Raw genomic sequence first — 20,558 nt, forward strand, 5'->3', positions numbered from 1 at the left:
ACCCTCCATAGGATGCAGCTCATCCGATTGCTCAAATTGATGTGGAGTTTTCGCGTTTAAAGGGCGGTGGTATAGTGCGTGGCCACGATTTCAGCAATGGTGCCAGGTCTGTTCATTCGGATTACAGACAAGGGCACTTATCGGGGTCATAGCAGTCTTATCTACCGGAAATTGCCCCACGACAACATGAGGTTAGGAGTTCAGATGACGTATATATCGCACAAGGTAACGGGCGCTTTATTGTTAATCGCTGCCTGTTTTGTATTGAGTTTTCAGGCCGTCGCTGCCGAGAAGGACGTGAAAGATCCGCGCGATCTGGTTGAGGAAGTCGCGCAGGAGTTGTTTGCTGTCGCGAAAGCTCATCCGGGCGAGAAAGCCAGCTCAGAGGCATACTTCAACAAGATAGAAACTGTCCTTGAGCAAGTGGTGGATTTCCCGTTTATCGCTTACGTTGTGATGGGTGAAAGCGGTAAAAAAGCTACCGATGAGCAGAAGAAGCAATTTGCTGAGGTATTCAAAAGCGGCTTGGTCCGTTCATACGCCAAAGGCATTGCTGCCTACGCCGACAGCGACATCAAAATCCTGCCGGTTAACATCAATCCGAACAAGCCCACGGCGGTTACGGTTAAACAGGAAGTGACCGACAAGGGGAATGTTCACCACCTGGCTTATAGCATGCGTCTGAATAAGAAGACGAATGAGTGGAAGTTGATCAACGTGACGCTCAATGGCGTTAATCTCGGTCAATCGTTCCGCAGTCAATTCAGTCAGGCGATAGCCAAGCAGGGCGGTGACATTGATAAGGTTATCAATAACTGGCTATCTGAAGCGTGATCTAGTGTTCTTATAGATATCCATCACATTCTCCGGCCATCGCGGCCGGAGCCGTAGATGCGGGATGCGCCGCCCGGCGCATTCCGGTAAGATTCCCTCCCTGACTTATCCTCGATTCATATCATCGGGCCGCGCGCCCTGAGAAATTTATTTATGCAGTCTGAAGACATCAAAGCGCTGATCGAAGCCAGTATCCCTGATAGCCAGGTCCAGGTTGGCGTGCAGGGCGACCATATCAATCTGGTCGTGATCAGCCCGGCATTCGCCGGCTTGTCCATCGTCAAGAAACAGCAACTTGTTTATGCCGCGCTGGCCGGATTATTTGCTGACGGCCGCGTACATGCGGTGGATTACATGAAGACGTTTACGCCGGAAGAGTGGCAGCAACAGCAGCAACAATAATCGGTATGTCCGATTTACAGCTTTATCTCTCCCTAGCCCAGGTATCCAATGGATAAATTAATGATCAAGAGCGGTGGTCCGCTCAATGGTGAGATTCGTATCTCCGGCTCAAAAAATGCCGCTTTGCCGATACTCGCCGCCACCTTGCTGGCTGACAGCCCGATACTGTTGCGCAATATGCCGCACCTGAATGATATAACCACCATGCTCGCGTTATTGCGTTGTATGGGCGTCGGCGTGACGATTGATGAGCGTATGGGGGTGGAGATCGATACCAGCAGTATTAATGACTTCACTGCGCCCTATGAATTGGTTAAAACCATGCGAGCCTCCATTCTGGTGTTGGGGCCGATGCTCGCGCGGTTCGGAGTCGCTAACGTCTCTTTCCCGGGAGGCTGTGCCATTGGGAGTCGGCCGGTGGATATTCACCTGCGTGGCCTGGAGGCCATGGGTGCCATCATCGATATCGATGAAGGATACATTCGCGCCAAAAGCAATGGTCGCCTGAAAGGTGCCCATATTTTGATGGATATCGTCACTGTTGGCGGTACGGAAAACCTGCTAATGGCTGCCGTACTGGCAGAAGGTACGACGGTATTGGAGAATGCGGCGCGCGAACCTGAAATTGTGGACCTTGCGAACTTGTTGGTTGCCATGGGTGCGCGTATTGAAGGTATAGGTACGGCGACATTGGTGGTGCATGGCGTTGAACGCCTGCAAGGGTGCCACTATTCGGTAATGCCGGACCGCATTGAAACGGGCACTTACCTGGTTGCGGCTGCCACCACGCGTGGGCGCATCAAGGTCAAGGACACCAGTGAAGCAATTCTTGAAGGTGTCCTGTTGAAGCTTGAAGAGGCCGGCGCGCACATCAGCACGGGCAAAGACTGGATTGAGCTGGATATGAAAGGCAATCGCCCAAAAGCGGTGAACCTGCGTACCGCGCCCTATCCGGCGTTCCCGACCGATATGCAATCGCAATTCACCGCTATGAACGCCGTGGCGGAAGGAACGGGTACGGTTACCGAGACGATCTTTGAGAATCGCTTGATTCAGGTTCATGAACTGAATCGCATGGGTGCCAACATCACGCTTGAAGGCAACACGGCAATCGTCAAAGGCGTGGAGCGTTTGAAAGGTGCGCCGGTTATGGCCAGCGATCTGCGTGCATCGGCCAGTCTGGTAATCGCCGGGTTGGTGGCTGATGGCACGACATTGGTGGATCGTATTTACCATATTGATCGCGGTTACGAATGTATTGAAGAAAAGCTTCAGGCGCTGGGTGCCAACATCCGTAGGGTGCCGGGTCGTTAAATTTATTGTTGGATGAGTATGAACCAGACATTGACCATTGCCCTGACCAAGGGGCGCATTATGGATGAAACCTTACCGCTGCTGGCGGCGGCAGGGATACAGCCACTGGAAGATATCGCTAAAAGCCGCAAACTGGTTTTTGATACGAATCAGGATGGGGTGCGCCTGTTGGTATTGCGCGGGGCTGATGTACCTACCTATGTACAATTCGGCGCGGCAGATATGGGGGTGTCCGGCAAGGATACCCTGATGGAGAACGGTGCGGATGGCTTGTATGAACCGCTGGATCTCAATATTGCCCGCTGTAAATTAATGACGGCTGCCATCAAGGATATTCCCACCCGGCCTGGTCGTATTCGCGTGGCCACCAAATATGTCAATATCGCCAAGCAGTATTACGCGTCTCGTGGGCGTCAGGTCGATATCATCAAACTTTATGGCGCGATGGAGCTTGCTCCCATCATGCAACTGGCGGATGAAATTGTGGATATCGTTGATACCGGTAATACCTTGCGTGCTAACGGGCTGGAACCGCGCGATTTCATCGCCGACATCAGCTCACGCCTTATCGTCAACAAGGCCTCAATGAAGATGAAGCACGTCAAGATTCAGCAGGTGATCGATGATATTGCCAAGGCCGTGGTCAAGTGATCTTTCTGTTAACGTTTATCAGCTAGAGCAATCTCATGTCGGAATCCTTTATTAATCGTCTGGACGCTGAACAAGCGGACTTTGCCGAAGCCTTGAACAAGCTTCTGGCTTGGGAGTCAGTGTCCGATGCGCGGGTAGCGGCGGTGGTGGACGATATCCTGCAACAGGTTCGTTCCCGTGGCGATGCGGCGGTGCTTGAATATACCAACCGTTTTGATCGCCGTAGCGCGAGCGCCATGTCTGAGCTGGTGGTTTCCAGCGCTCAATTGCAAGACGCCTTGGGAAAGATTACCGCCGAACAACGTCAGGCGTTGGAATCGGCGGCGCTACGTATTCGTCAATACCACGAACACCAGCGGCAGGACTCCTGGCGCTATACCGAAGCTGATGGCACAGTCCTTGGGCAGCAGATTACCGCGATGGAACGAGTGGGGCTCTATGTGCCGGGCGGCAAGGCTTCTTATCCATCTTCCGTATTGATGAATGCTATCCCCGCCAAAGTGGCCGGCGTTGAGCAGCTTGTTATGGTGGTGCCGGCTCCGGATAGTGTGCTTAATCCGATGGTGCTGGCTGCTGCTGCCATCGCCGGTGTCGATCAGGTTGTTACTATCGGCGGTGCCCAGGCTGTTGCGGCGCTTGCTTATGGTACTGAATCTATTGCCAAGGTCGATAAAATTGTCGGCCCGGGTAACATTTATGTAGCCACTGCCAAGCGCGCAGTATTTGGCCAGGTCGCTATCGACATGATTGCCGGTCCTTCTGAAATCCTGGTGATCTGTGATGGCAAGACTGATCCGGACTGGATTGCGATGGATCTGTTCAGCCAGGCGGAGCATGACGAACAGGCCCAATCGATTCTGTTGTGTCCTGATGCTGCTTACCTTGAGAAGGTTGAGGCGGCCATGCAAAAGTTACTGCCGACCTTGTCGCGTCGTGCGATTGCCAGCGTTTCGGTTCGCATGCGGGGAGCCTTGATAAAAGTGCGGGATATCGCTCAGGCGATTGAGGTAAGTAACCGGATTGCGCCGGAGCACCTGGAGCTATCAGTGGAAGATCCCGAAGCGCTGTTACCGCAGATTCGCCACGCGGGCGCGATCTTTATGGGGCGTTATACCCCGGAAGCTTTGGGAGATTACTGTGCTGGCCCAAACCACGTCTTGCCCACCTCCGGCACTGCGCGTTTTTCCTCGCCTTTAGGGGTATATGACTTTCAGAAGCGCAGCTCGATCATCATGTGCTCCGCCAGCGGCGCTTCGGCGTTGTCCCGTACGGCCTCGGTGCTGGCGCGGAGCGAAGATCTTGAAGCGCATGCGCGGTCCGCAGAATATCGCATCATAGATTGACGATCAGTTGCTGTGAAAAAGACCGGTTTAATACCGGTCTTTTTATTTAGGCATCAGGTTCGCGTGCGAGCGCTCGGTCTTACTCCGGCAATTGCTACCAATTCCAGTGTTTCGCCCTCACGTACCACTCTCAGATTGACTTCACTACCGGGGGTGATATCGGCTACCAGAAAGAGCCCCTGGCGAGCATCTGCAACGGACTGGTTATTGATGTGTGTAATGATATCGCCAGGCTTGAGATTGGCGCGATCAGCAGGACTATCCTCCAATACGGCCATGACGATAATGCCTGCTGTTCCGTAACGCTTCATCCCTTCAGGTGAGAGCTGATTGGCGTCCAGCCCCAGCCATCCACGTACCACACTGCCGTGCTGCACAATCTGCTCAAGGGATTTCATCGCGGAATCCGCCGGTATGGCAAAACTGATGCCAGCTGACGAATCTGTCTCATCCAGGACAGCGGTGCTAATACCCAACAAATTGCCGCGCGCATCTATCAAGGCGCCGCCGGAGTTGCCGGGATTTATCGCCGCGTCAGTTTGAATGTAATTCTCGTATTCATTATTAGTGCGCAATCCGTAGCGGCCGGTGGCGCTGATGATTCCCAGGCTGACGCTCTGGCCGACGCCAAAGGGGTTGCCGATAGCGAGCACCACGTCTCCGACTTGCGCTTTAACAGGCTCACCCATCGTAATAGCCGTCAAATTTTCCAATTCAATTTTTAATACCGCAATGTCATTGTCGGGATCAGTCCCAACCAGGGTGGCAGCGGTTTCCCGTCCATCGTGCAGCAACACAATAATTTCATCCGCGCCACTGATGACATGGTTATTGGTCAGGATATGCCCATCTTTACTTACAATCACCCCTGAGCCGAGTGTGGATTGCATGCGGACTTGTTGTGGGGTGTTGGCGTTATTGAATAAGTGGCGGTAAAGCGGGTGATCAGAGTAACGGTAGCGGCGCTTGACCAATTTGGTGGTGTAGATGTTGACGACGGAGGGGGCGGCCTTGTTTACCGCATCGGAATAGGACACCGGCCCCCAGTTGCCTGATATGTCAGAGGGAGAAGTTGGTGCGGTATCACTATTCTGACGCAGGTCCGGAAACAGCAATAGCAGTAACACCGCAATTAATAATCCTGCGGTGACAGGCCATCCGAGAAAACTGAATAGACGTTGCACTGGCATTATTACGCTCCGATTGTCGCATCGGTTGTGGGTGCCAGTACAAGGCCGATGAAATCCTGTGGCTGGTAAATGACTTCCTTAACGCTTTTTATGTGTGTCATCGAAGTCATAGTCATCGGCTGACTCAGTCGGTGTTTTGTGATCCTGATCTTCGTGCAAGCCAAAGTCTTCACTCAGTGCGCCTTTGGAGCCCGTTGTTTTAGGGGCCCAATCGCGAGGAGGCTCAAAGCTCTGTTCGCTGATGTAGGTTTTTTCTGTGCTCAGCAGGTTGGCGTTCGCCGCTTCCAGGATTTGTCGACTGATAGCTGGTGTTGCCAGTTTCAATGCGCTATTGGCCAGATGCTCATGCACATCGCGATAAGATTGGGTCAGGTTATTCACCAGTTGGGAGGTCTGGGCAAAGTGTTCGGCTACATCGCGCTGATAACTTTGCAGGGTGTTTTCTGCCTCATGCAGACGCTGCTCCAACTCGCGACTATAAACCTGGGCACGAAACAGGTAGAGCAAAAACGCACCGAGCCCGGCGCCTGCGAGCAGACTGATCAGGCTGGTCAAGACAAGGGTACTGAGTGAAAACACAAAACTCTCCTTACACTGCATAAAATATCTGCCCTGGGCTTATGGCGCGGGCAGGGGTCGGGCGTGCACATTATATACACGAATGTATTATACGGTCTTTAGTGTGGATTAAATCGCCATTATTTGTAGCCGCTCACTCAATGTTGGGTGGGTATCCTAACGAAGCGGGTAAATATGACTGTAAACAAACAAGATGATTCTCAATTTTTTTTACCTGGCCCATCGGGCCTGATTGAGTCCCGGCTGACACAGCCTGATGAACAAGGTGCTTTGGCGGATAAGCATCTGGTGGTTGTGATTTGTCATCCCCATCCGGTTCACGGTGGAACCATGGATAACAAAGTGATAACGACGCTGGAGAGAACCTATCGGGATCTGGGTGTTACAACCGTGTGCTTTAACTTTCGTGGGGTAGGGAAGAGTGAGGGCGTATTTGATAACGCGGTGGGTGAGGTAGATGATCTGTTGGCGGTCATAGGTTGGGTCAACGACCAATATCCCGCGTCCGGTTTGCTGTTGGCAGGTTTTTCATTTGGCTCTTCTATTGCTGCCCAGGCTTGTTATCGTGTGCCGAACGTCCGACATCTGCTCCTGGTGGCGCCGCCGGTAGAGCGGTATTCCTACGACCAGGCGGGGCATTTTCCCTGCGCAGTTATCGTGGTTCAGGGGGACCGTGATGAGCGCGTCAATTCGGCAGGTGTGCATACCTGGATTGCCGGATTGAAATCACCGGTAGAATTGCTGCGATATAAAGAAGCGAGTCATTTCTTTCATGGTTACCTGACCCGTCTCAAACAGGATTTATCGCCATTGATTTTGCGTCATCTGGGTGATTGAGGCGTTTATCTGCCAGATTGCCTCCCGCAGCCAACGCGGTTACAGTGGCGCTCGCCCCATCGTTGTTATTGAGTTATTTACTTGTCTATGAACCCTTCTCCTCTTGAACGCTACCGGCGCGACCTGGAACGGCCGGATTTTCGTCACGATCCAGCCCAGGCGTTAGCAGTGGATCTGTTGCAAAAGCTTTATGAGACTCTAATCGCCAGCCATGCAGAGCGTGAACCGAACGGTTTTCTGTCCTGGTTGAGCCAGCGTTTTACAAAGCGTGAGCTCAAGCCTATTAAGGGGTTGTACTTTTGGGGCGGTGTCGGTCGAGGCAAAACCTACCTGATGGACAATTTCTATGAAAGCCTGCCGTTTGAGCAAAAGATGCGTGTGCATTTCCACCGCTTTATGCGGCGCGTACACGCTGAACTGAAAAAGCTTGGTGGCCATAAAAACCCTTTACAAAAAGTGGCTGAAACCATCAGCCGGGAAGCTCGGGTGATTTGTTTTGATGAGTTTTTTGTCTCCGATATCACGGATGCCATGATCCTCGGAACGCTGATGGAAGAATTGTTCAAGCGCGGCGTGATCTTGGTAGCCACCTCTAATATTGAGCCGGACGGTCTTTATAAAGATGGTTTGCAGCGTGCCCGTTTTTTGCCAGCTATTGCCCTGCTTAAAGAGCATACCCAGGTGGTCAACATAGATGGCGGTGTAGATTATCGGTTGCGCGCTCTGGAACAGGCTGAGCTCTACTATTCGCCTCTGGGTGAAGCGGCGGAACAGAATTTGATGGCGTGCTTCCAGGCGCTCGTACCCTGTAGTGACGAGATTGAGTCGAACCTTCAGATTGAGATCGAAGGCCGTTCGATTGCAGTGCGTTATGTGGCAGAAGATGTGGTGTGGTTCGACTTCGGCGCGATTTGTGACGGGCCTCGTTCGCAGAATGACTATATTGAGTTGGCGCGTGAATATCACTCGGTCGTTATCAGCAATGTGCCAGGAATGGGGCGCGATAACGACGACCAGGCACGTCGGTTTATCAATCTCGTCGACGAATTTTATGATCGCCATGTGAAATTGGTTCTTTCGGCGGCTCGGCCGTTAGCTGGCATTTATAGCGAGGGAAAGCTGAGTTTTGAGTTCCAGCGAACAATCAGTCGTTTGCTGGAGATGCAAAGTCGCGAATATCTCGCCAAGCCGCACCGCCCTTGAGCCGGTCGGGTTTGCATGAGCAGAAAATCCCCTTGAAAAGGTAATGTCAGTTGTGTAGTATTCGCGCTCTTTTTGGGTGGGTCACACCACATTAACAGGCAGGAATAACATGAAGACATATAGTGCCAAAGCAGAATCCGTCGCTCGCGACTGGTTCATCGTCGATGCGGCGGGGAAAACCCTCGGTCGTATGGCGGCAGAAATTGCCTCGCGTCTGCGCGGCAAGCACAAACCTGAGTACACTCCCCACGTGGATACCGGCGATTACATTGTTGTCATCAACGCTGAAAAAGTGCGCGTAACCGGTAAGAAGTTGACTGATAAAATTTATTATCATCACACCAACCACATTGGCGGCATTAAGGCTATCAGCTTTGAAAAGCTGATTGAAAAGGCTCCTGAGCGCACCATCCAGATTGCGGTTAAAGGCATGTTGCCGAAAGGTCCGCTGGGTCGTGCAATGTTCAAGAAGTTGAAAGTGTACGCAGGTAATGAGCATCCGCATGCTGCTCAGCAACCTCAAGAACTGAATATCTAAGGGGTCTGACATGGCTGCAACTCAATATTACGGTACCGGTCGTCGCAAGACCTCTACCGCTCGTGTTTTTATCACCGCTGGCAGCGGTACCATCACTGTGAATGATCGTCCGTTGGACGAGTATTTTGGTCGTCCGGTGTCACGCATGATCGTTCGTCAACCATTAGAAAATGTTGGTCTGACCGATAAGTTCGACGTAAATGTCACTGTGAGTGGTGGTGGCAGCTTCGGTCAGGCGGGCGCTATTCGCCACGGTTTGACCCGTGCGTTGATGGAGTACGATGAATCTCTGCGTTCACCCTTGCGTAAAGCTGGTTTTGTTACTCGCGATTCGCGTGAAGTGGAGCGTAAGAAAGTGGGTCTGCGTAAAGCACGTAAGAGACCACAATACTCCAAGCGTTAATTTTTTGCTGGCTGGTTTTCCGGCGAGCGACAGTTCTTCGCAAACGCCCAAGCCGTCAGCGGCTTGGGCGTTTTTTTATGCCTTCTGTTTATAATCCGCTGCATACATGTGGTTATTCTTGTAAGCGGCGCTTAATTTCATTAAGATTGGCCATTTTTTGCGTATCTCAAAAATAATTCTAAATCATTGAATTCTAGTGATTTACAGGCCGTTGGAAGCTGTTAGGGGAGAATTCGTCATGACCAATGACGTAGTAAACAAAACGCGTCGCCGCGTTCTCACTGCTGCTACATCCGTGGTGGGTGCGGTAGGTGTGATAGGTGTAGCTGTTCCTTTTGTAGGTTCCTGGAATCCCAGCGCCAAGGCGAGGGCAGCAGGTGCTCCAGTTAAAGCCAATATTGGCAAGATTGAGCCTGGTCAAATGATTACGGTGGAGTGGCGAGGCAAGCCAATTTATATCGTACGTCGTACACCGGAAGCGCTTGAAGGTCTCAAAAAAGTTGAAGACATGTTGCGCGATCCTAATTCCGAAGCTCCGCAGCAGCCGGAATACGCCCAGAACCAATATCGCTCCATTAAAGAAGAGTTCCTGATTCTTCTTGGGCTTTGCACTCACCTCGGTTGTGCACCTATGTATCGTCCTGATGTTGGTGCGCAGGATCTTGGTGGCGAGGAGTGGCAGGGTGGCTTCTTTTGTCCTTGTCATGGCTCCAAATTTGATCTGGCCGGTCGGGTTTATCAAGGTGTTCCCGCACCGATTAACCTGGAAATACCACCGCACTCTTATGAGAGCGATAACGTGGTCATCATCGGTGTGGATCAGGAGGCATAAGAATGAATTGGTTGACTGGATTGTGGCAGTGGGTTGATAAGCGCTTACCTGTACAGCGTGCCTGGGATACCCACATGGGCAAATATTATGCCCCTAAGAACTTTAACTTCTGGTATTTCTTCGGCGTGTTGTCATTACTGGTTCTGGTAAATCAGTTGGTGACGGGTATCTGGCTAACCATGAGCTTTACGCCCACCGCAGAAGGCGCTTTTGCTTCCGTTGAGTACATCATGCGTGATGTTGATTACGGCTGGTTGCTGCGCTACATGCACTCTACCGGCGCTTCAGCGTTCTTCGTTGTTGTTTATCTGCATATGTTCCGTGGCTTGATGTACGGCTCTTATAAAGCGCCGCGCGAACTGGTGTGGATCTTCGGTATGACTATTTATCTGGTGCTAATGGCTGAAGCCTTTATGGGTTACGTTTTGCCTTGGGGGCAGATGTCCTATTGGGGGGCTCAGGTAATTGTTTCCTTGTTCGGTGCGATCCCGGTTGTTGGTGAAGATCTGGTGCAGTGGATTCGCGGTGATTACCTGATTTCCGGTGTTACCTTGAATCGCTTCTTTGCACTTCATGTGGTTGCTATGCCGATTGTGCTGCTCGCATTAGTTGTACTGCACTTGCTGGCACTTCACGAAGTGGGCTCCAATAACCCCGATGGTGTTGAAATCAAGAAAAACAAAGATGAGAACGGTATTCCTCGCGATGGTGTTCCCTTCCATCCGTTTTATACAGTCCATGATCTGGTTGGTATTACCGTTTTCCTGTTTGTTTTCTGTTTCGTTATTTTCTTTATGCCGGAGATGGGCGGATTCTTCCTGGAGTACGCTAACTTTGAAGAAGCCAACAATCTCAAGACGCCACCACACATTGCGCCTGTTTGGTACTTCACTCCCTTCTATGCCATTTTGCGTGCGGTGACGTTTGATATCGGCCCATTGAATTCCAAGTTCCTTGGTCTGATTGCTATGGGTGCTGCGATAGCCATCCTGTTTGTGTTGCCTTGGCTGGATAAAAGCCCGGTTAAATCCATTCGCTACAAGGGAACGTTCAGTCGCATTGCCCTATTGGTATTCGCTGCCTCCTTTGTGATTCTGGGTTACCTGGGTGTGAAATCTCCGACACCGGGTCGTACGCTGCTGGCGCAAATTTGTACCATCCTCTACTTCGCCTACTTTATCGGTATGCCTTTCTGGACCCGTCGCGAAAAAACCTTGCCCGAACCGACGCGAGTGCAAAGTAAAGGCTTGCCGTTGTCGATGGTTCTGGGTGGTTTTGCGCTCTTCATCGTATTGGTAATTGTGCCGATCAAGGCGGTGGGTGCAGAGAGCGAGTTCAAGTGCGGCACCATTGAATGTGATGTGATGGAGCCGGACCTGTCTAATAAGGAATCCCTGCAGCGTGGTGCTAAATATTTTGTGAACTATTGCATGGGATGTCATGCGGCAAAGTTCTCTCGCTATGAGCGTGTGGCAGATGATCTGGGCATTCCGCACAACTTGATGATGGACAACATGGTCTTCACCGACCAGCGTATCGGTGGTTTGATGGAGATCTCCCTGCGTCCGGCTCAGGCTAAGACCTGGTTTGGTGTGGTACCCCCGGATCTTTCATTGGTTGCGCGTGCCCGCTCACCGGAATGGTTATATACCTACCTCCGTAATTTCTATGAAGACGACACCCGGCCTTGGGGGGTTAATAACCGTGTCTTTCCAAACGTCGGTATGCCTCACGTGATGATTGGTGCGCAAGGACTGCTTGAGTGCGGTCCAGGCCCCAAGTTGGCTGCAGGTGGTGGCGTATTGCGTGACAATCTTGGCAATCCTGAAATGGATGAGCATTGCGGAGCGCTTACAGAAGGCTCGATTAAAGGTACTATGACCGGAGAAGAGTTTGATCGCGCGATTTACGATCTGGTGAATTTCCTGGAGTACCTCGGAGAGCCTGCCGCCATGCAGCGTGAACGTATGGGTGTGTTCGTGCTCTTTTTCCTGGCGGTACTTTTCGTATTCACCTTCTTGCTCAACCGCGAATACTGGAAAGGTATTCATTGAGGTTCAGGCAGGTAGCGCGTTGCTGCGGGCGGTACTCTTACCGCCCGTTTTCGTTTTAAGGTCGAGGTTATTGAGGTGCAATCCATGGGAGTGGTCAGTAAACGCTCAGTCATGACGTTGTTTTCCGATGCGCGGGATCATTACAGTCATCGGGTAAGGATCGTATTGGCGGAAAAAGGCGTCACTGTAGAAGTAGTGGATGTTGATCTTAAACACAAGCCGGAAGAGTTGGCTGATTTAAATCCCTACAATACCTTGCCAACCCTGGTTGATCGGGATGATTTATCGCTCTATGAATCCAAGGTCATCATGGAATATATTGATGAACGCTTCCCGCATCCTCCGTTGTTGCCCGTATATCCGGTGGCACGTGCCAAGAGTCGTTTGTGGATGTATCGTCTGGAGCGTGATTGGTCTCCTTTAGTTGATACGATTCTGGGTAGCAAAAACAAAGAGCATGTCGCTCGGGCGCGCAAGGATTTAAAAGAAAGTTTTGTCAGTATTGCCCCTATTTTCTCCGAAAAGCCGTTCTTCATGAGCGATGATTTTACGATCGTAGATTGCTGTCTTGGTCCTATCCTGTGGCGCTTGTCATTGATGGAAATAGAATTACCCAAAACCAGGCAGACACAACCACTGCTGAATTACATGGAGCGCTTGTTCCAACGAGAAGCATTTCAATCCAGCCTGACGGAGCCGGAGCGAGAAATGTTCAAGGCATGATTGTGCAGTTATCTAAATCCATCCAGCAGTCAACGCGCTAAACGATACGTAACAATGGAGTGAGTGATCCCATGTCCATGACATCCAGTCGGCCTTATATGATTCGTGCTTTATATGAGTGGATAGTCGACAACAATTGCACGCCCTACATTTTGGTGGACGCCCACGTCCAGGGCGTCGAAGTACCGCAACAATATGTCAACAAAGACGGTCAAATTATCCTGAATATTGCTCCGTCTGCCCTGAAGGATCTGTTTATCGGTTTGGAGGCTATTTCATTCAGCGCCCGTTTCGGCGGTGTGCCTTTTGATCTCTTTATTCCCTGTGGTGCGGTGTTAGGGATATACGCACGTGAAAACGGGCAAGGCATGATGTTTGAAGCTGAGTCCAATACCCGTCCGCCATCACCTCCCGAGCCAACCCCGGCGGGTGGTGCTGATAGCTCTCAAAAACGCCCCAGTTTGCGCGTCGTTAAATAGGCATTGTTACTAAGGCCAACATCAATGTTGATGAGTGTTACCAATCGTTAACCTTGTTGTCTCTTCTCCAGTTTTGTTGATCTAAATGAAATAGCACTTAGACCTAAGTGCTATTTATTAGAACTATTGTTGATTACCGATTATCTAATATCTCGATAACTTCTTTGTGAGCCTGAAATAACTGGCTGATACTAAACGCGTTCTAATAAAAATGAATTATCTGGAGTATTTTTATGGCGATGTTGCAGCATACCCTCGGTGTCTTTATCAATCCTGATCGTGAATGGCAAAGAATTCGCAATGAGCGTCACTCGTTTATCCGAGTGTTTTTAGTTCACACGCCACTGTTAGCATTGATTCCGGTTATTGCAGCTTATTTCGGTGTAACCCAAATAGGTTGGAGTGTAGGTAATGGCGGCGTGGTAAAACTCACTGCACAAAGCGCTTTGTGGTTGTGCTTGGGCGCCTATGTGGCGCAGCTGGTTGCCGTTTATATTTTGGGTGAGTACATCAATTGGATGTCGCGTAGTTTTGGGGTTGCCGATGACGCCCACCAACGTCATTACGAAGGTACCGCCTTGGCTGTGTATTCATCAGCGCCTATGATGTTGGCCGGCATCATCTTGTTGTATCCGCAATTATGGGTCGTTGCCAGTGTGTTTATTGTGGCCGCCTGTTATTCCGTTTATTTGATTTATGAAGGTATTCCAATCCTGATGAATATACCAAAAGAGCGCGGCTTCATTTACGCCAGCTCGGTCATTACGGTGGGGCTTGTACTTGCGGTTGTGGTACTGGTCGCGACCGTTATTGTGTGGGGCTCAGGCTTTGGGCCGATATACACAAACTGATAAAAAGCTTATTTACTTGATCATAAAAACGGGTGGCTTATGCTGCCCGTTTTTCATTTGGGGTTCATAAAAATGACATATGACGTTTTTATGAAGCAAGCGTGGGTTCGTCACATAACTGTAACAAAGCCCCGTTAGAGTGCATCGCAGGGATGAGATTACTCACCTGTCAGCAGACGAGTTTTTAAGTCTTTGTATCCAAATGAACTCAGGAGCGCTCAATGAACGCCAAGAAATTATTAACAGGACTGGCTTTGGTCGGTTCCATGGCTTGTGCAGCAGTGGTACAAGCAGCGGTTGATCAGGATCTGCCGGAATACAAGGCAATCTCCGGTGTATCAGGTAACGTCAACAGTATCGGTTCAGATACGTTGAATAACCTGATGACACTTTGGGCTGAGGAATATGCCAAGTTTTATCCTAATGTAAATATTCAGATTCAAGGTGCTGGTTCTTCTACCGCGCCACCAGCCCTGACGGAAGGAACGTCCAATTTCGGCCCCATGAGCCGGGAGATGAAGTCCTCTGAAATTGAAGCGTTTGAAGCCAAGCATGGCTACAAGCCCACCGCTGTGCCGGTAGCTATCGATGTGTTAGCGGTATACGTAAATAAAGATAACCCAATCAAAGGTATGACTATTGCGCAAGTAGATGCGGTGTTTTCTGCAACCCGCAAATGCGGCAATGATAAAGACATTACCCGTTGGGGCGAGCTGGGTTTGACTGGTGGCTGGGCAAATCGTGACTTCACTATCTACAGCCGTAACGCCGTATCAGGTACCTATGGTTACTTCAAAGATGTTGCCCTGTGTGGTGGTGACTACAAAGCAAGCATCAATGAACAACCAGGTTCTGCTTCTGTTGTACAAGGTGTTTCAGAGTCGATCAACGGTATCGGTTATTCCGGTATTGGTTACATTACTTCTGGTGTTCGTGCTGTTCCTTTGGCTGCCAAGGCCGGTGATGAATTTTCTCCTGCTGATGCCGATCACGCGCTGGACGGTTCTTATCCTTTAGCGCGTACGCTTTTTGTCTACATTAACAAGCATCCTAACCGCAAGCTTGATCCGCTTCAGGCGGAGTTCCTGAAGATGGTACTTTCCAAGCAAGGGCAGGAAGTGGTTGTGCGTGATGGCTATATTCCATTGCCTGCCGCAGTATCCGCGAAAGCAATGAAAGATCTACAGCTGTGATAAACAGTACTTTCCAAATGTGAATAAAACCGCTGGCAAATGCCGGCGGTTTTGTTTTTTTGGTGCAGTTAAAAACAATGTCATTATTTAGCAATCAGAATGAAACATTTTTGTAGTAATGCGTTTTTGTAACAAAAGTGTCATTTTTGGTTGTTAGGATTCCCACGCCATCAGAAAGGCGCACAGAACTCTTCTTGCCCGGGACCTTTTGATCATGTCAGAGCTACTCTCCACCGCTGAGCAGACCCCACCAAGCCTGATGCCAGATGCACGCCAGCGGGCTCGCTTGCGAAAAATCCGCAATATTCGCGATGCTGTCTCACGATACGGCGTTGCGGCGGCCGGAATGGCAGTGGTTGGCGCACTGGGGCTTATCTTTCTTTATTTATTCTCCGAAGTCTTTCCCTTATTACGCAGCAGTTCCGTTGACGTACAAAAGACTTACCAGGCCAGTGTCGCATCAGTGGATGATCCTGCAATCCACCTCATTCTGGAGCGCTACGAAGAAATTGGCGCTAGTTTTAATCGCCTTGGTAGCGTCAGCTTTTTTCGGGCCGATGATGGTGTCGTGAGCCTGACCGAGCAGATGCCCGTACCGGAACAGGCTGAGCTGACGGCAACTGGTACTGGCACAGCGGCAGATGGCCTAGTGATATACGGCTTTGCCAACGGCCAGATTGGTGTTGCCAAACCGGAATATAAACTGAGCTACCCGAACGACGAGCGTCTGGTGACCCCCAGTCTGGCATACCCGCTGGGTGATAAACCTATTCAATTGGATGAACAGGGCGCGGCGCTGAATCAGGTGGCCATACAGCAAGGCGCGAATGCCATATACATCGCAGCCGCCACTGCCGACAATCGCTTGCTGCTCGGTGTTTTCTCAGCGCGAACCAACATTCTTGGCATCACCAAAGTGACGCAGGAAATTTACCCGATGCCTGCATTGCCTGACGGCGCGCAAGCGAAGTTTATTCAGCTGGACAGCACAGGACAGCATCTGCTGATTGCTGATGATCGCGCCAATCTTCATTTATTCGATATTGCTAAACCAAACGATATCCAACGTCGTGAAGGGGTGCCGACAGAGCGCGGTCAGGTCACCGCCATGCAATTTCTGATCGGCACCGGATCGGTTGCTATAGGTACTGATACTGGCAGCGTCAGCCAATGGTTTTTGGTGCGTGACGCGGACAATCAATACCACATCAAACCGGTACGGGATTTTGAACCACTACCCGGCAAGGTGACGACCATTGCGCCGGAACACAACCGTCGCGGTTTTTGGGTGGGAGATGATCAAGGAACCATTGGTGCATACTACGGAACCTCTTCGCGCACATTACTAGTGGAGCCCATCGCCGATACTGCAATCCAGCATTTAGCGATATCGCCCATTAATGGCCGGTTGCTGGTCATGGATGAAAATCGCCAAATCCATGTTGCGGATGTGTGGAATAAACACCCGGAAATTTCTTTCAGTTCACTGTGGCAAAAAGTCTGGTACGAAGGCCGTTCAGAACCGGAATATATTTGGCAGGCCTCATCCGGTAGCGATGAATCGGAAGCCAAGATGAGCTTGGTTCCGCTTTCGATTGGTACACTGAAGGCGGCAATGTTCGCCATGTTATTCGCCATTCCCCTGGGCATCATGGGAGCCATCTACAGCGCGTATTTTATGACGCCCAAGCTGCGTGGTTACGTGAAGCCGACTATTGAGATTATGGAAGCCTTGCCGACGGTTATTCTCGGTTTCCTTGCCGGTTTATGGCTGGCTCCTTTCATTGAAAATCATTTGCCGGCAACGTTCAGCATTCTTTTTCTGATGCCGGTGATGATGCTAATGGTTGCATTTTTCTGGAGCCGCTTACCCGCTGCCATTCGCAACCTGATACCCGACGGATGGGAAGCGGTAATTCTGGTTATCCCGATCCTGTTGACAGGCTGGGCTTGTGTCGCTGCCAGCCCTCACGTGGAGGTCTTGTTCTTCGACGGCAGTATGCGTCAGTGGTTTACTGACAATGGCATTACCTATGATCAACGCAATGCGATGGTTGTTGGTATTGCGATGGGCTTTGCCGTGATTCCTACCATTTTTTCAATCGCGGAAGATGCATTGTTCAATGTGCCGCGCCATCTTACGCAAGGTTCATTGGCGCTCGGTGCGACGCGTTGGCAAACGATGGTTGGGGTTGTATTGCCCACAGCCAGCCCCGGTATTTTTTCGGCGGTGATGATGGGTTTTGGCCGTGCAGTAGGTGAAACGATGATCGTATTGATGGCGACCGGCAATAGCCCGATTGTGAACTTCAATATCTTCGAAGGCATGCGCACCTTGTCAGCCAATATTGCGGTAGAACTGCCGGAAACTGCGGTAGGTAGCAGTCACTTCCGCGTTCTATTCCTCGCTGCCCTGGCGTTGCTTGCATTGACCTTTATTGTTAATACGCTTGCTGAAATAGTGCGTCAGCGGTTGCGCCGACGTTACAGCAGCCTGTGATGCCTGGAGAGATAATTATGAAATCCAAATCAAACAGCATCACCAGTTGGTTTAAAAGCGGCTCTCCCTGGATCTGGCTGAACGGTGGTGCGGTAGCCGTTTCCATGGTCATGGTAATCGGGTTGCTTGCTTTGATCGCCATTCGCGGTTTCGGCCATTTTTGGCCTGCGGATATTCTGCACACCACGATTGTGGATCGTGAAGGGAATCGCCATGCCGTGATGGGCGAAGCGGTGCGCAGTGAAGTGATTCCGACCGCCGTAGCGCGTGATAATGGCTACACGGTGCCGGAAAATGTCGAACTGGTAACTCGCCATCTCATCAAGCAAGGTAATCGCGACGTCAGCTCCCGCGATTTTATGTGGTATCTCGAAACCGGTATGGATGAATGGGAATACCCTGATCAGGCGATTGTTATCGAACGGCGCGAGTGGGGCAACTACTACGGCTATCCGGTAGAGATCCGTGAAGATGGCAATACTGTCAGCCGTTACGGCAGTGGTGATTTCTGGCAACAACTTGAGCAACGTGTTGAACGCAGTGTTAATTTATTTGCCGAGTTGCGTGAGATAGAAAAAGTCAGCATCGGTCGTATCAATAACGGATTGGAACGTTTGCGTCTGAAGGAACGGCGTTTGCAGTTGGACGGTGTAAGCGGTGAAGAGCTTGCCCGGGAACAGGCGGAGATCGCCCAGCGGCGTGCAGAGCTTGATGCCCGATACTTGACCATTAAAGCTGAGCGCGATGAAATCCTGGCGCGCACCAAGCGTGACCAATTACTAACGACCACCGCCGATGGAAAAGAAGTGGTTATTCCCTTCGAAAAAATCGTGCGCATTACACGCCCTAACGATATGGGTGTGGTTGCCAAATCGATTCAGTATCTGGAGCGCTTCTGGGAATTCCTGACAGACGAGCCACGTGAGGCAAATACCGAAGGTGGTATCTTCCCGGCCATCTTCGGCACTGTGACCATGGTGATCGTCATGTCGATCATGGTAACGCCCTTCGGTGTATTGGCAGCAATTTATTTACGCGAGTACGCTCGGCAGGGAACGGTGTTGCGACTGATTCGGATCTCGGTCTACAACCTCGCCGGTGTACCCTCCATCGTATACGGCGTTTTTGGTCTCGGCTTCTTTGTGTATTTTCTTGGTGGCAACATTGACCAATTGTTTTACCCGGAGTCATTGCCTGCGCCGACCTTCGGTACGCCCGGATTATTTTGGGCTTCGCTGACGCTGGCACTGTTAACGCTGCCGGTAGTCATTGTATCCACCGAAGAAGGTTTGGCGCGTATTCCCAGTACGATTCGTCAGGGCAGTCTCGCGCTGGGCGCCACCAAAGCAGAAACCTTGTGGAAAGTGGTTGTGCCCTTGGCAACACCGGCGATGATGACCGGGTTAATTCTGGCTATCGCTCGTGCGGCAGGCGAAGTGGCACCCTTGATGCTGGTGGGTGTTGTGAAATTGGCTCCCTCTTTACCGGTCGATGGCAATTACCCCTACTTGCATCTCGATCAAAAAATCATGCACCTGGGTTTCCATGTGTATGACGTCGGTTTTCAAAGTCCGAGCGTAGAAGCAGCGCGCCCCCTGGTTTACGCTACCTCACTGGTCCTGGTGATGTTGATCGTCATCCTGAACATCGCAGCCATCAAAATCCGGAACAATCTGCGTGAAAAATATCGCAGCGCGTCCGATTGATAAGCGGAGCACAATCATGCTAGAAACGTCCGAATTGGAAGTTACCTCATCGTCCACCGCGAACCAACCGGCTACGCGGAAGCGGCCTGACGTCGCCATTGATACGGCCAATAATCGACCTCACTCACAGGCAAACACGACTATGTCATTGACTGATGAAACCATCAAACTGGAAGTTAAAAACCTGAATTTGTACTACGATCAAAAGCGGGCGTTGAATGATGTCAGCCTGGCTATTCCAGAGAAAAAAGTAACGGCTTTTATCGGTCCGTCGGGTTGTGGTAAATCTACATTGTTACGCTGCTTCAATCGGATGAATGACCTGGTCGACAGTTGCCGCATCGAAGGCGAGATTTTGATGGGCGGGAAAAATATCTATGCGAAAGATGTCGATGTTCCCGAATTGCGTCGCCAGGTGGGTATGGTGTTCCAAAAACCCAATCCTTTCCCGAAATCGATTTATGAGAATGTTGCCTATGGACTACGCTTGCAAGGCGTGAAATCCAAGCGCATTCTCGATACGGTGGTAGAGAACTCTCTACGCGGCGCGGCGCTGTGGGATGAAGTCAAAGATCGTTTGCACGATAATGCATTCGGTTTGTCCGGTGGTCAGCAACAGCGTCTGGTTATTGCGCGCGCGATTGCGATTGAGCCGGAAGTTATTTTGCTCGATGAGCCCGCATCAGCACTGGACCCGATTTCTACGTTAAAAATTGAAGAATTAATTTACGAACTGAAAAACAAATACACCATTGTTATTGTGACCCACAATATGCAGCAGGCGGCGCGGGTTTCCGATTTTACAGCCTTTATGTATATGGGTGACCTGGTGGAACATGGGGCAACGGATGCGCTCTTTACCAATCCGGTGAAGAAACAAACTGAAGACTACATTACCGGTCGTTACGGTTAAGGCGGAGACACAA

General features: G+C 50.8%; 20 protein-coding genes. 18 read left to right on the plus strand and 2 right to left on the minus strand.

The genetic code is table 11. The features are described 5' to 3' along the window. Positions 1–204: 204 nt before the first annotated feature. From CBR65_RS20335 to hisD, 5 genes are all read left to right on the plus strand, one after another. Positions 205–834 carry a phospholipid-binding protein MlaC gene (locus CBR65_RS20335; protein WP_157672173.1) on the plus strand — a complete coding sequence of 210 codons (630 nt, stop codon included), beginning with the start codon at positions 205–207 and terminating at the stop codon, positions 832–834. 153 nt (positions 835–987) lie between these two features. Further along, positions 988–1,236, plus strand: coding sequence for a BolA family protein (locus CBR65_RS20340; RefSeq protein ID WP_087468558.1), 249 nt, complete (start codon positions 988–990; stop codon positions 1,234–1,236). A 48-nt stretch (positions 1,237–1,284) separates the two neighbouring features. Then, positions 1,285–2,550 (plus strand): UDP-N-acetylglucosamine 1-carboxyvinyltransferase, encoded by a 1,266-nt coding sequence (murA, locus tag CBR65_RS20345; protein WP_087468559.1) that lies wholly within the window; start codon positions 1,285–1,287, stop codon positions 2,548–2,550. 18 nt (positions 2,551–2,568) lie between these two features. Then, the gene (gene hisG / locus CBR65_RS20350) at positions 2,569–3,201 is read left to right on the plus strand and encodes an ATP phosphoribosyltransferase (RefSeq protein WP_087468560.1); all 633 of its coding nucleotides are present in this window, start codon (positions 2,569–2,571) and stop codon (positions 3,199–3,201) included. Between the two features lie 35 nt (positions 3,202–3,236). Further along, the gene (hisD, locus tag CBR65_RS20355) at positions 3,237–4,544 is read left to right on the plus strand and encodes a histidinol dehydrogenase (protein ID WP_087468561.1); all 1,308 of its coding nucleotides are present in this window, start codon (positions 3,237–3,239) and stop codon (positions 4,542–4,544) included. A gap of 53 nt (positions 4,545–4,597) precedes the next feature. Here the strand turns inward: hisD and CBR65_RS20360 are convergent, their stop codons facing one another. Then, the gene (locus CBR65_RS20360; RefSeq protein ID WP_198300824.1) at positions 4,598–5,734 is read right to left on the minus strand and encodes a S1C family serine protease; all 1,137 of its coding nucleotides are present in this window, start codon (positions 5,732–5,734) and stop codon (positions 4,598–4,600) included. A 78-nt stretch (positions 5,735–5,812) separates the two neighbouring features. After that, the gene (locus CBR65_RS20365; protein ID WP_087468563.1) at positions 5,813–6,313 is read right to left on the minus strand and encodes a YhcB family protein; all 501 of its coding nucleotides are present in this window, start codon (positions 6,311–6,313) and stop codon (positions 5,813–5,815) included. A 174-nt stretch (positions 6,314–6,487) separates the two neighbouring features. On the opposite strand from CBR65_RS20365, the gene CBR65_RS20370 reads away from it, so the two are divergent. The 13 genes from CBR65_RS20370 to pstB all read left to right on the plus strand — a co-directional run bounded on the left by CBR65_RS20370 (position 6,488) and on the right by pstB (position 20,545). Then, entirely contained in the window at positions 6,488–7,150 is a 663-nt protein-coding gene (locus tag CBR65_RS20370) for an alpha/beta hydrolase (protein ID WP_087468564.1), read from the plus strand. Between the two features lie 87 nt (positions 7,151–7,237). Next, positions 7,238–8,353, plus strand: a complete 1,116-nt coding sequence (gene zapE / locus CBR65_RS20375) for a cell division protein ZapE (RefSeq protein ID WP_087468565.1) — start codon at positions 7,238–7,240, stop codon at positions 8,351–8,353. A gap of 109 nt (positions 8,354–8,462) precedes the next feature. Then, positions 8,463–8,891 carry a 50S ribosomal protein L13 gene (rplM, locus tag CBR65_RS20380; protein WP_087468566.1) on the plus strand — a complete coding sequence of 143 codons (429 nt, stop codon included), beginning with the start codon at positions 8,463–8,465 and terminating at the stop codon, positions 8,889–8,891. 10 nt (positions 8,892–8,901) lie between these two features. Beyond that, positions 8,902–9,294, plus strand: a complete 393-nt coding sequence (gene rpsI, locus CBR65_RS20385; RefSeq protein ID WP_087468567.1) for a 30S ribosomal protein S9 — start codon at positions 8,902–8,904, stop codon at positions 9,292–9,294. A gap of 238 nt (positions 9,295–9,532) precedes the next feature. Beyond that, the gene (gene petA / locus CBR65_RS20390) at positions 9,533–10,126 is read left to right on the plus strand and encodes a ubiquinol-cytochrome c reductase iron-sulfur subunit (RefSeq protein WP_087468568.1); all 594 of its coding nucleotides are present in this window, start codon (positions 9,533–9,535) and stop codon (positions 10,124–10,126) included. 2 nt (positions 10,127–10,128) lie between these two features. Continuing rightward, on the plus strand, positions 10,129–12,180 hold the full coding sequence (locus CBR65_RS20395; protein ID WP_087468569.1) for a ubiquinol-cytochrome c reductase: 2,052 nt from the start codon (positions 10,129–10,131) through the stop codon (positions 12,178–12,180). 84 nt (positions 12,181–12,264) lie between these two features. Continuing rightward, the gene (locus CBR65_RS20400; RefSeq protein WP_087468570.1) at positions 12,265–12,903 is read left to right on the plus strand and encodes a glutathione S-transferase N-terminal domain-containing protein; all 639 of its coding nucleotides are present in this window, start codon (positions 12,265–12,267) and stop codon (positions 12,901–12,903) included. A gap of 71 nt (positions 12,904–12,974) precedes the next feature. Continuing rightward, entirely contained in the window at positions 12,975–13,382 is a 408-nt protein-coding gene (locus tag CBR65_RS20405; RefSeq protein ID WP_087468571.1) for a ClpXP protease specificity-enhancing factor, read from the plus strand. A 233-nt stretch (positions 13,383–13,615) separates the two neighbouring features. Next, complete coding sequence (locus CBR65_RS20410; protein WP_087468572.1) at positions 13,616–14,233, plus strand: Yip1 family protein; 618 nt, start codon at positions 13,616–13,618, stop codon at positions 14,231–14,233. Positions 14,234–14,454: 221 nt separating this feature from the next. After that, positions 14,455–15,426, plus strand: a complete 972-nt coding sequence (locus CBR65_RS20415; protein WP_087468573.1) for a PstS family phosphate ABC transporter substrate-binding protein — start codon at positions 14,455–14,457, stop codon at positions 15,424–15,426. A 214-nt stretch (positions 15,427–15,640) separates the two neighbouring features. Then, a complete protein-coding gene (locus tag CBR65_RS20420; RefSeq protein ID WP_087468574.1) occupies positions 15,641–17,926 on the plus strand; it encodes an ABC transporter permease subunit in 2,286 nt (761 codons plus the stop codon). Between the two features lie 17 nt (positions 17,927–17,943). Continuing rightward, positions 17,944–19,632, plus strand: a complete 1,689-nt coding sequence (gene pstA, locus CBR65_RS20425; RefSeq protein ID WP_198300825.1) for a phosphate ABC transporter permease PstA — start codon at positions 17,944–17,946, stop codon at positions 19,630–19,632. A 142-nt stretch (positions 19,633–19,774) separates the two neighbouring features. Next, positions 19,775–20,545 carry a phosphate ABC transporter ATP-binding protein PstB gene (gene pstB / locus CBR65_RS20430; RefSeq protein ID WP_232461458.1) on the plus strand — a complete coding sequence of 257 codons (771 nt, stop codon included), beginning with the start codon at positions 19,775–19,777 and terminating at the stop codon, positions 20,543–20,545. The last annotated feature ends 13 nt before the right edge of the window (positions 20,546–20,558 follow it).

This window comes from Cellvibrio sp. PSBB006 (genome assembly GCF_002162135.1).
Lineage (GTDB): Bacteria > Pseudomonadota > Gammaproteobacteria > Pseudomonadales > Cellvibrionaceae > Cellvibrio.

Bases quoted from the DNA above. Each gene is read 5' to 3' on its own strand.
- CBR65_RS20335 (WP_157672173.1), top strand. From the start codon at position 205: ATGACGTATATATCGCACAAGGTAACGGGCGCTTTATTGTTAATCGCT.
- CBR65_RS20340 (WP_087468558.1), top strand. From the start codon at position 988: ATGCAGTCTGAAGACATCAAAGCGCTGATCGAAGCCAGTATCCCTGAT.
- murA (WP_087468559.1), top strand. From the start codon at position 1,285: ATGGATAAATTAATGATCAAGAGCGGTGGTCCGCTCAATGGTGAGATT.
- hisG (WP_087468560.1), top strand. From the start codon at position 2,569: ATGAACCAGACATTGACCATTGCCCTGACCAAGGGGCGCATTATGGAT.
- hisD (WP_087468561.1), top strand. From the start codon at position 3,237: ATGTCGGAATCCTTTATTAATCGTCTGGACGCTGAACAAGCGGACTTT.
- CBR65_RS20360 (WP_198300824.1), bottom strand. From the start codon at position 5,734: ATGCCAGTGCAACGTCTATTCAGTTTTCTCGGATGGCCTGTCACCGCA.
- CBR65_RS20370 (WP_087468564.1), top strand. From the start codon at position 6,488: ATGACTGTAAACAAACAAGATGATTCTCAATTTTTTTTACCTGGCCCA.
- zapE (WP_087468565.1), top strand. From the start codon at position 7,238: ATGAACCCTTCTCCTCTTGAACGCTACCGGCGCGACCTGGAACGGCCG.
- rplM (WP_087468566.1), top strand. From the start codon at position 8,463: ATGAAGACATATAGTGCCAAAGCAGAATCCGTCGCTCGCGACTGGTTC.
- rpsI (WP_087468567.1), top strand. From the start codon at position 8,902: ATGGCTGCAACTCAATATTACGGTACCGGTCGTCGCAAGACCTCTACC.
- petA (WP_087468568.1), top strand. From the start codon at position 9,533: ATGACCAATGACGTAGTAAACAAAACGCGTCGCCGCGTTCTCACTGCT.
- CBR65_RS20395 (WP_087468569.1), top strand. From the start codon at position 10,129: ATGAATTGGTTGACTGGATTGTGGCAGTGGGTTGATAAGCGCTTACCT.
- CBR65_RS20400 (WP_087468570.1), top strand. From the start codon at position 12,265: ATGGGAGTGGTCAGTAAACGCTCAGTCATGACGTTGTTTTCCGATGCG.
- CBR65_RS20405 (WP_087468571.1), top strand. From the start codon at position 12,975: ATGTCCATGACATCCAGTCGGCCTTATATGATTCGTGCTTTATATGAG.
- CBR65_RS20410 (WP_087468572.1), top strand. From the start codon at position 13,616: ATGGCGATGTTGCAGCATACCCTCGGTGTCTTTATCAATCCTGATCGT.
- CBR65_RS20415 (WP_087468573.1), top strand. From the start codon at position 14,455: ATGAACGCCAAGAAATTATTAACAGGACTGGCTTTGGTCGGTTCCATG.
- CBR65_RS20420 (WP_087468574.1), top strand. From the start codon at position 15,641: ATGTCAGAGCTACTCTCCACCGCTGAGCAGACCCCACCAAGCCTGATG.
- pstA (WP_198300825.1), top strand. From the start codon at position 17,944: ATGAAATCCAAATCAAACAGCATCACCAGTTGGTTTAAAAGCGGCTCT.
- pstB (WP_232461458.1), top strand. From the start codon at position 19,775: ATGTCATTGACTGATGAAACCATCAAACTGGAAGTTAAAAACCTGAAT.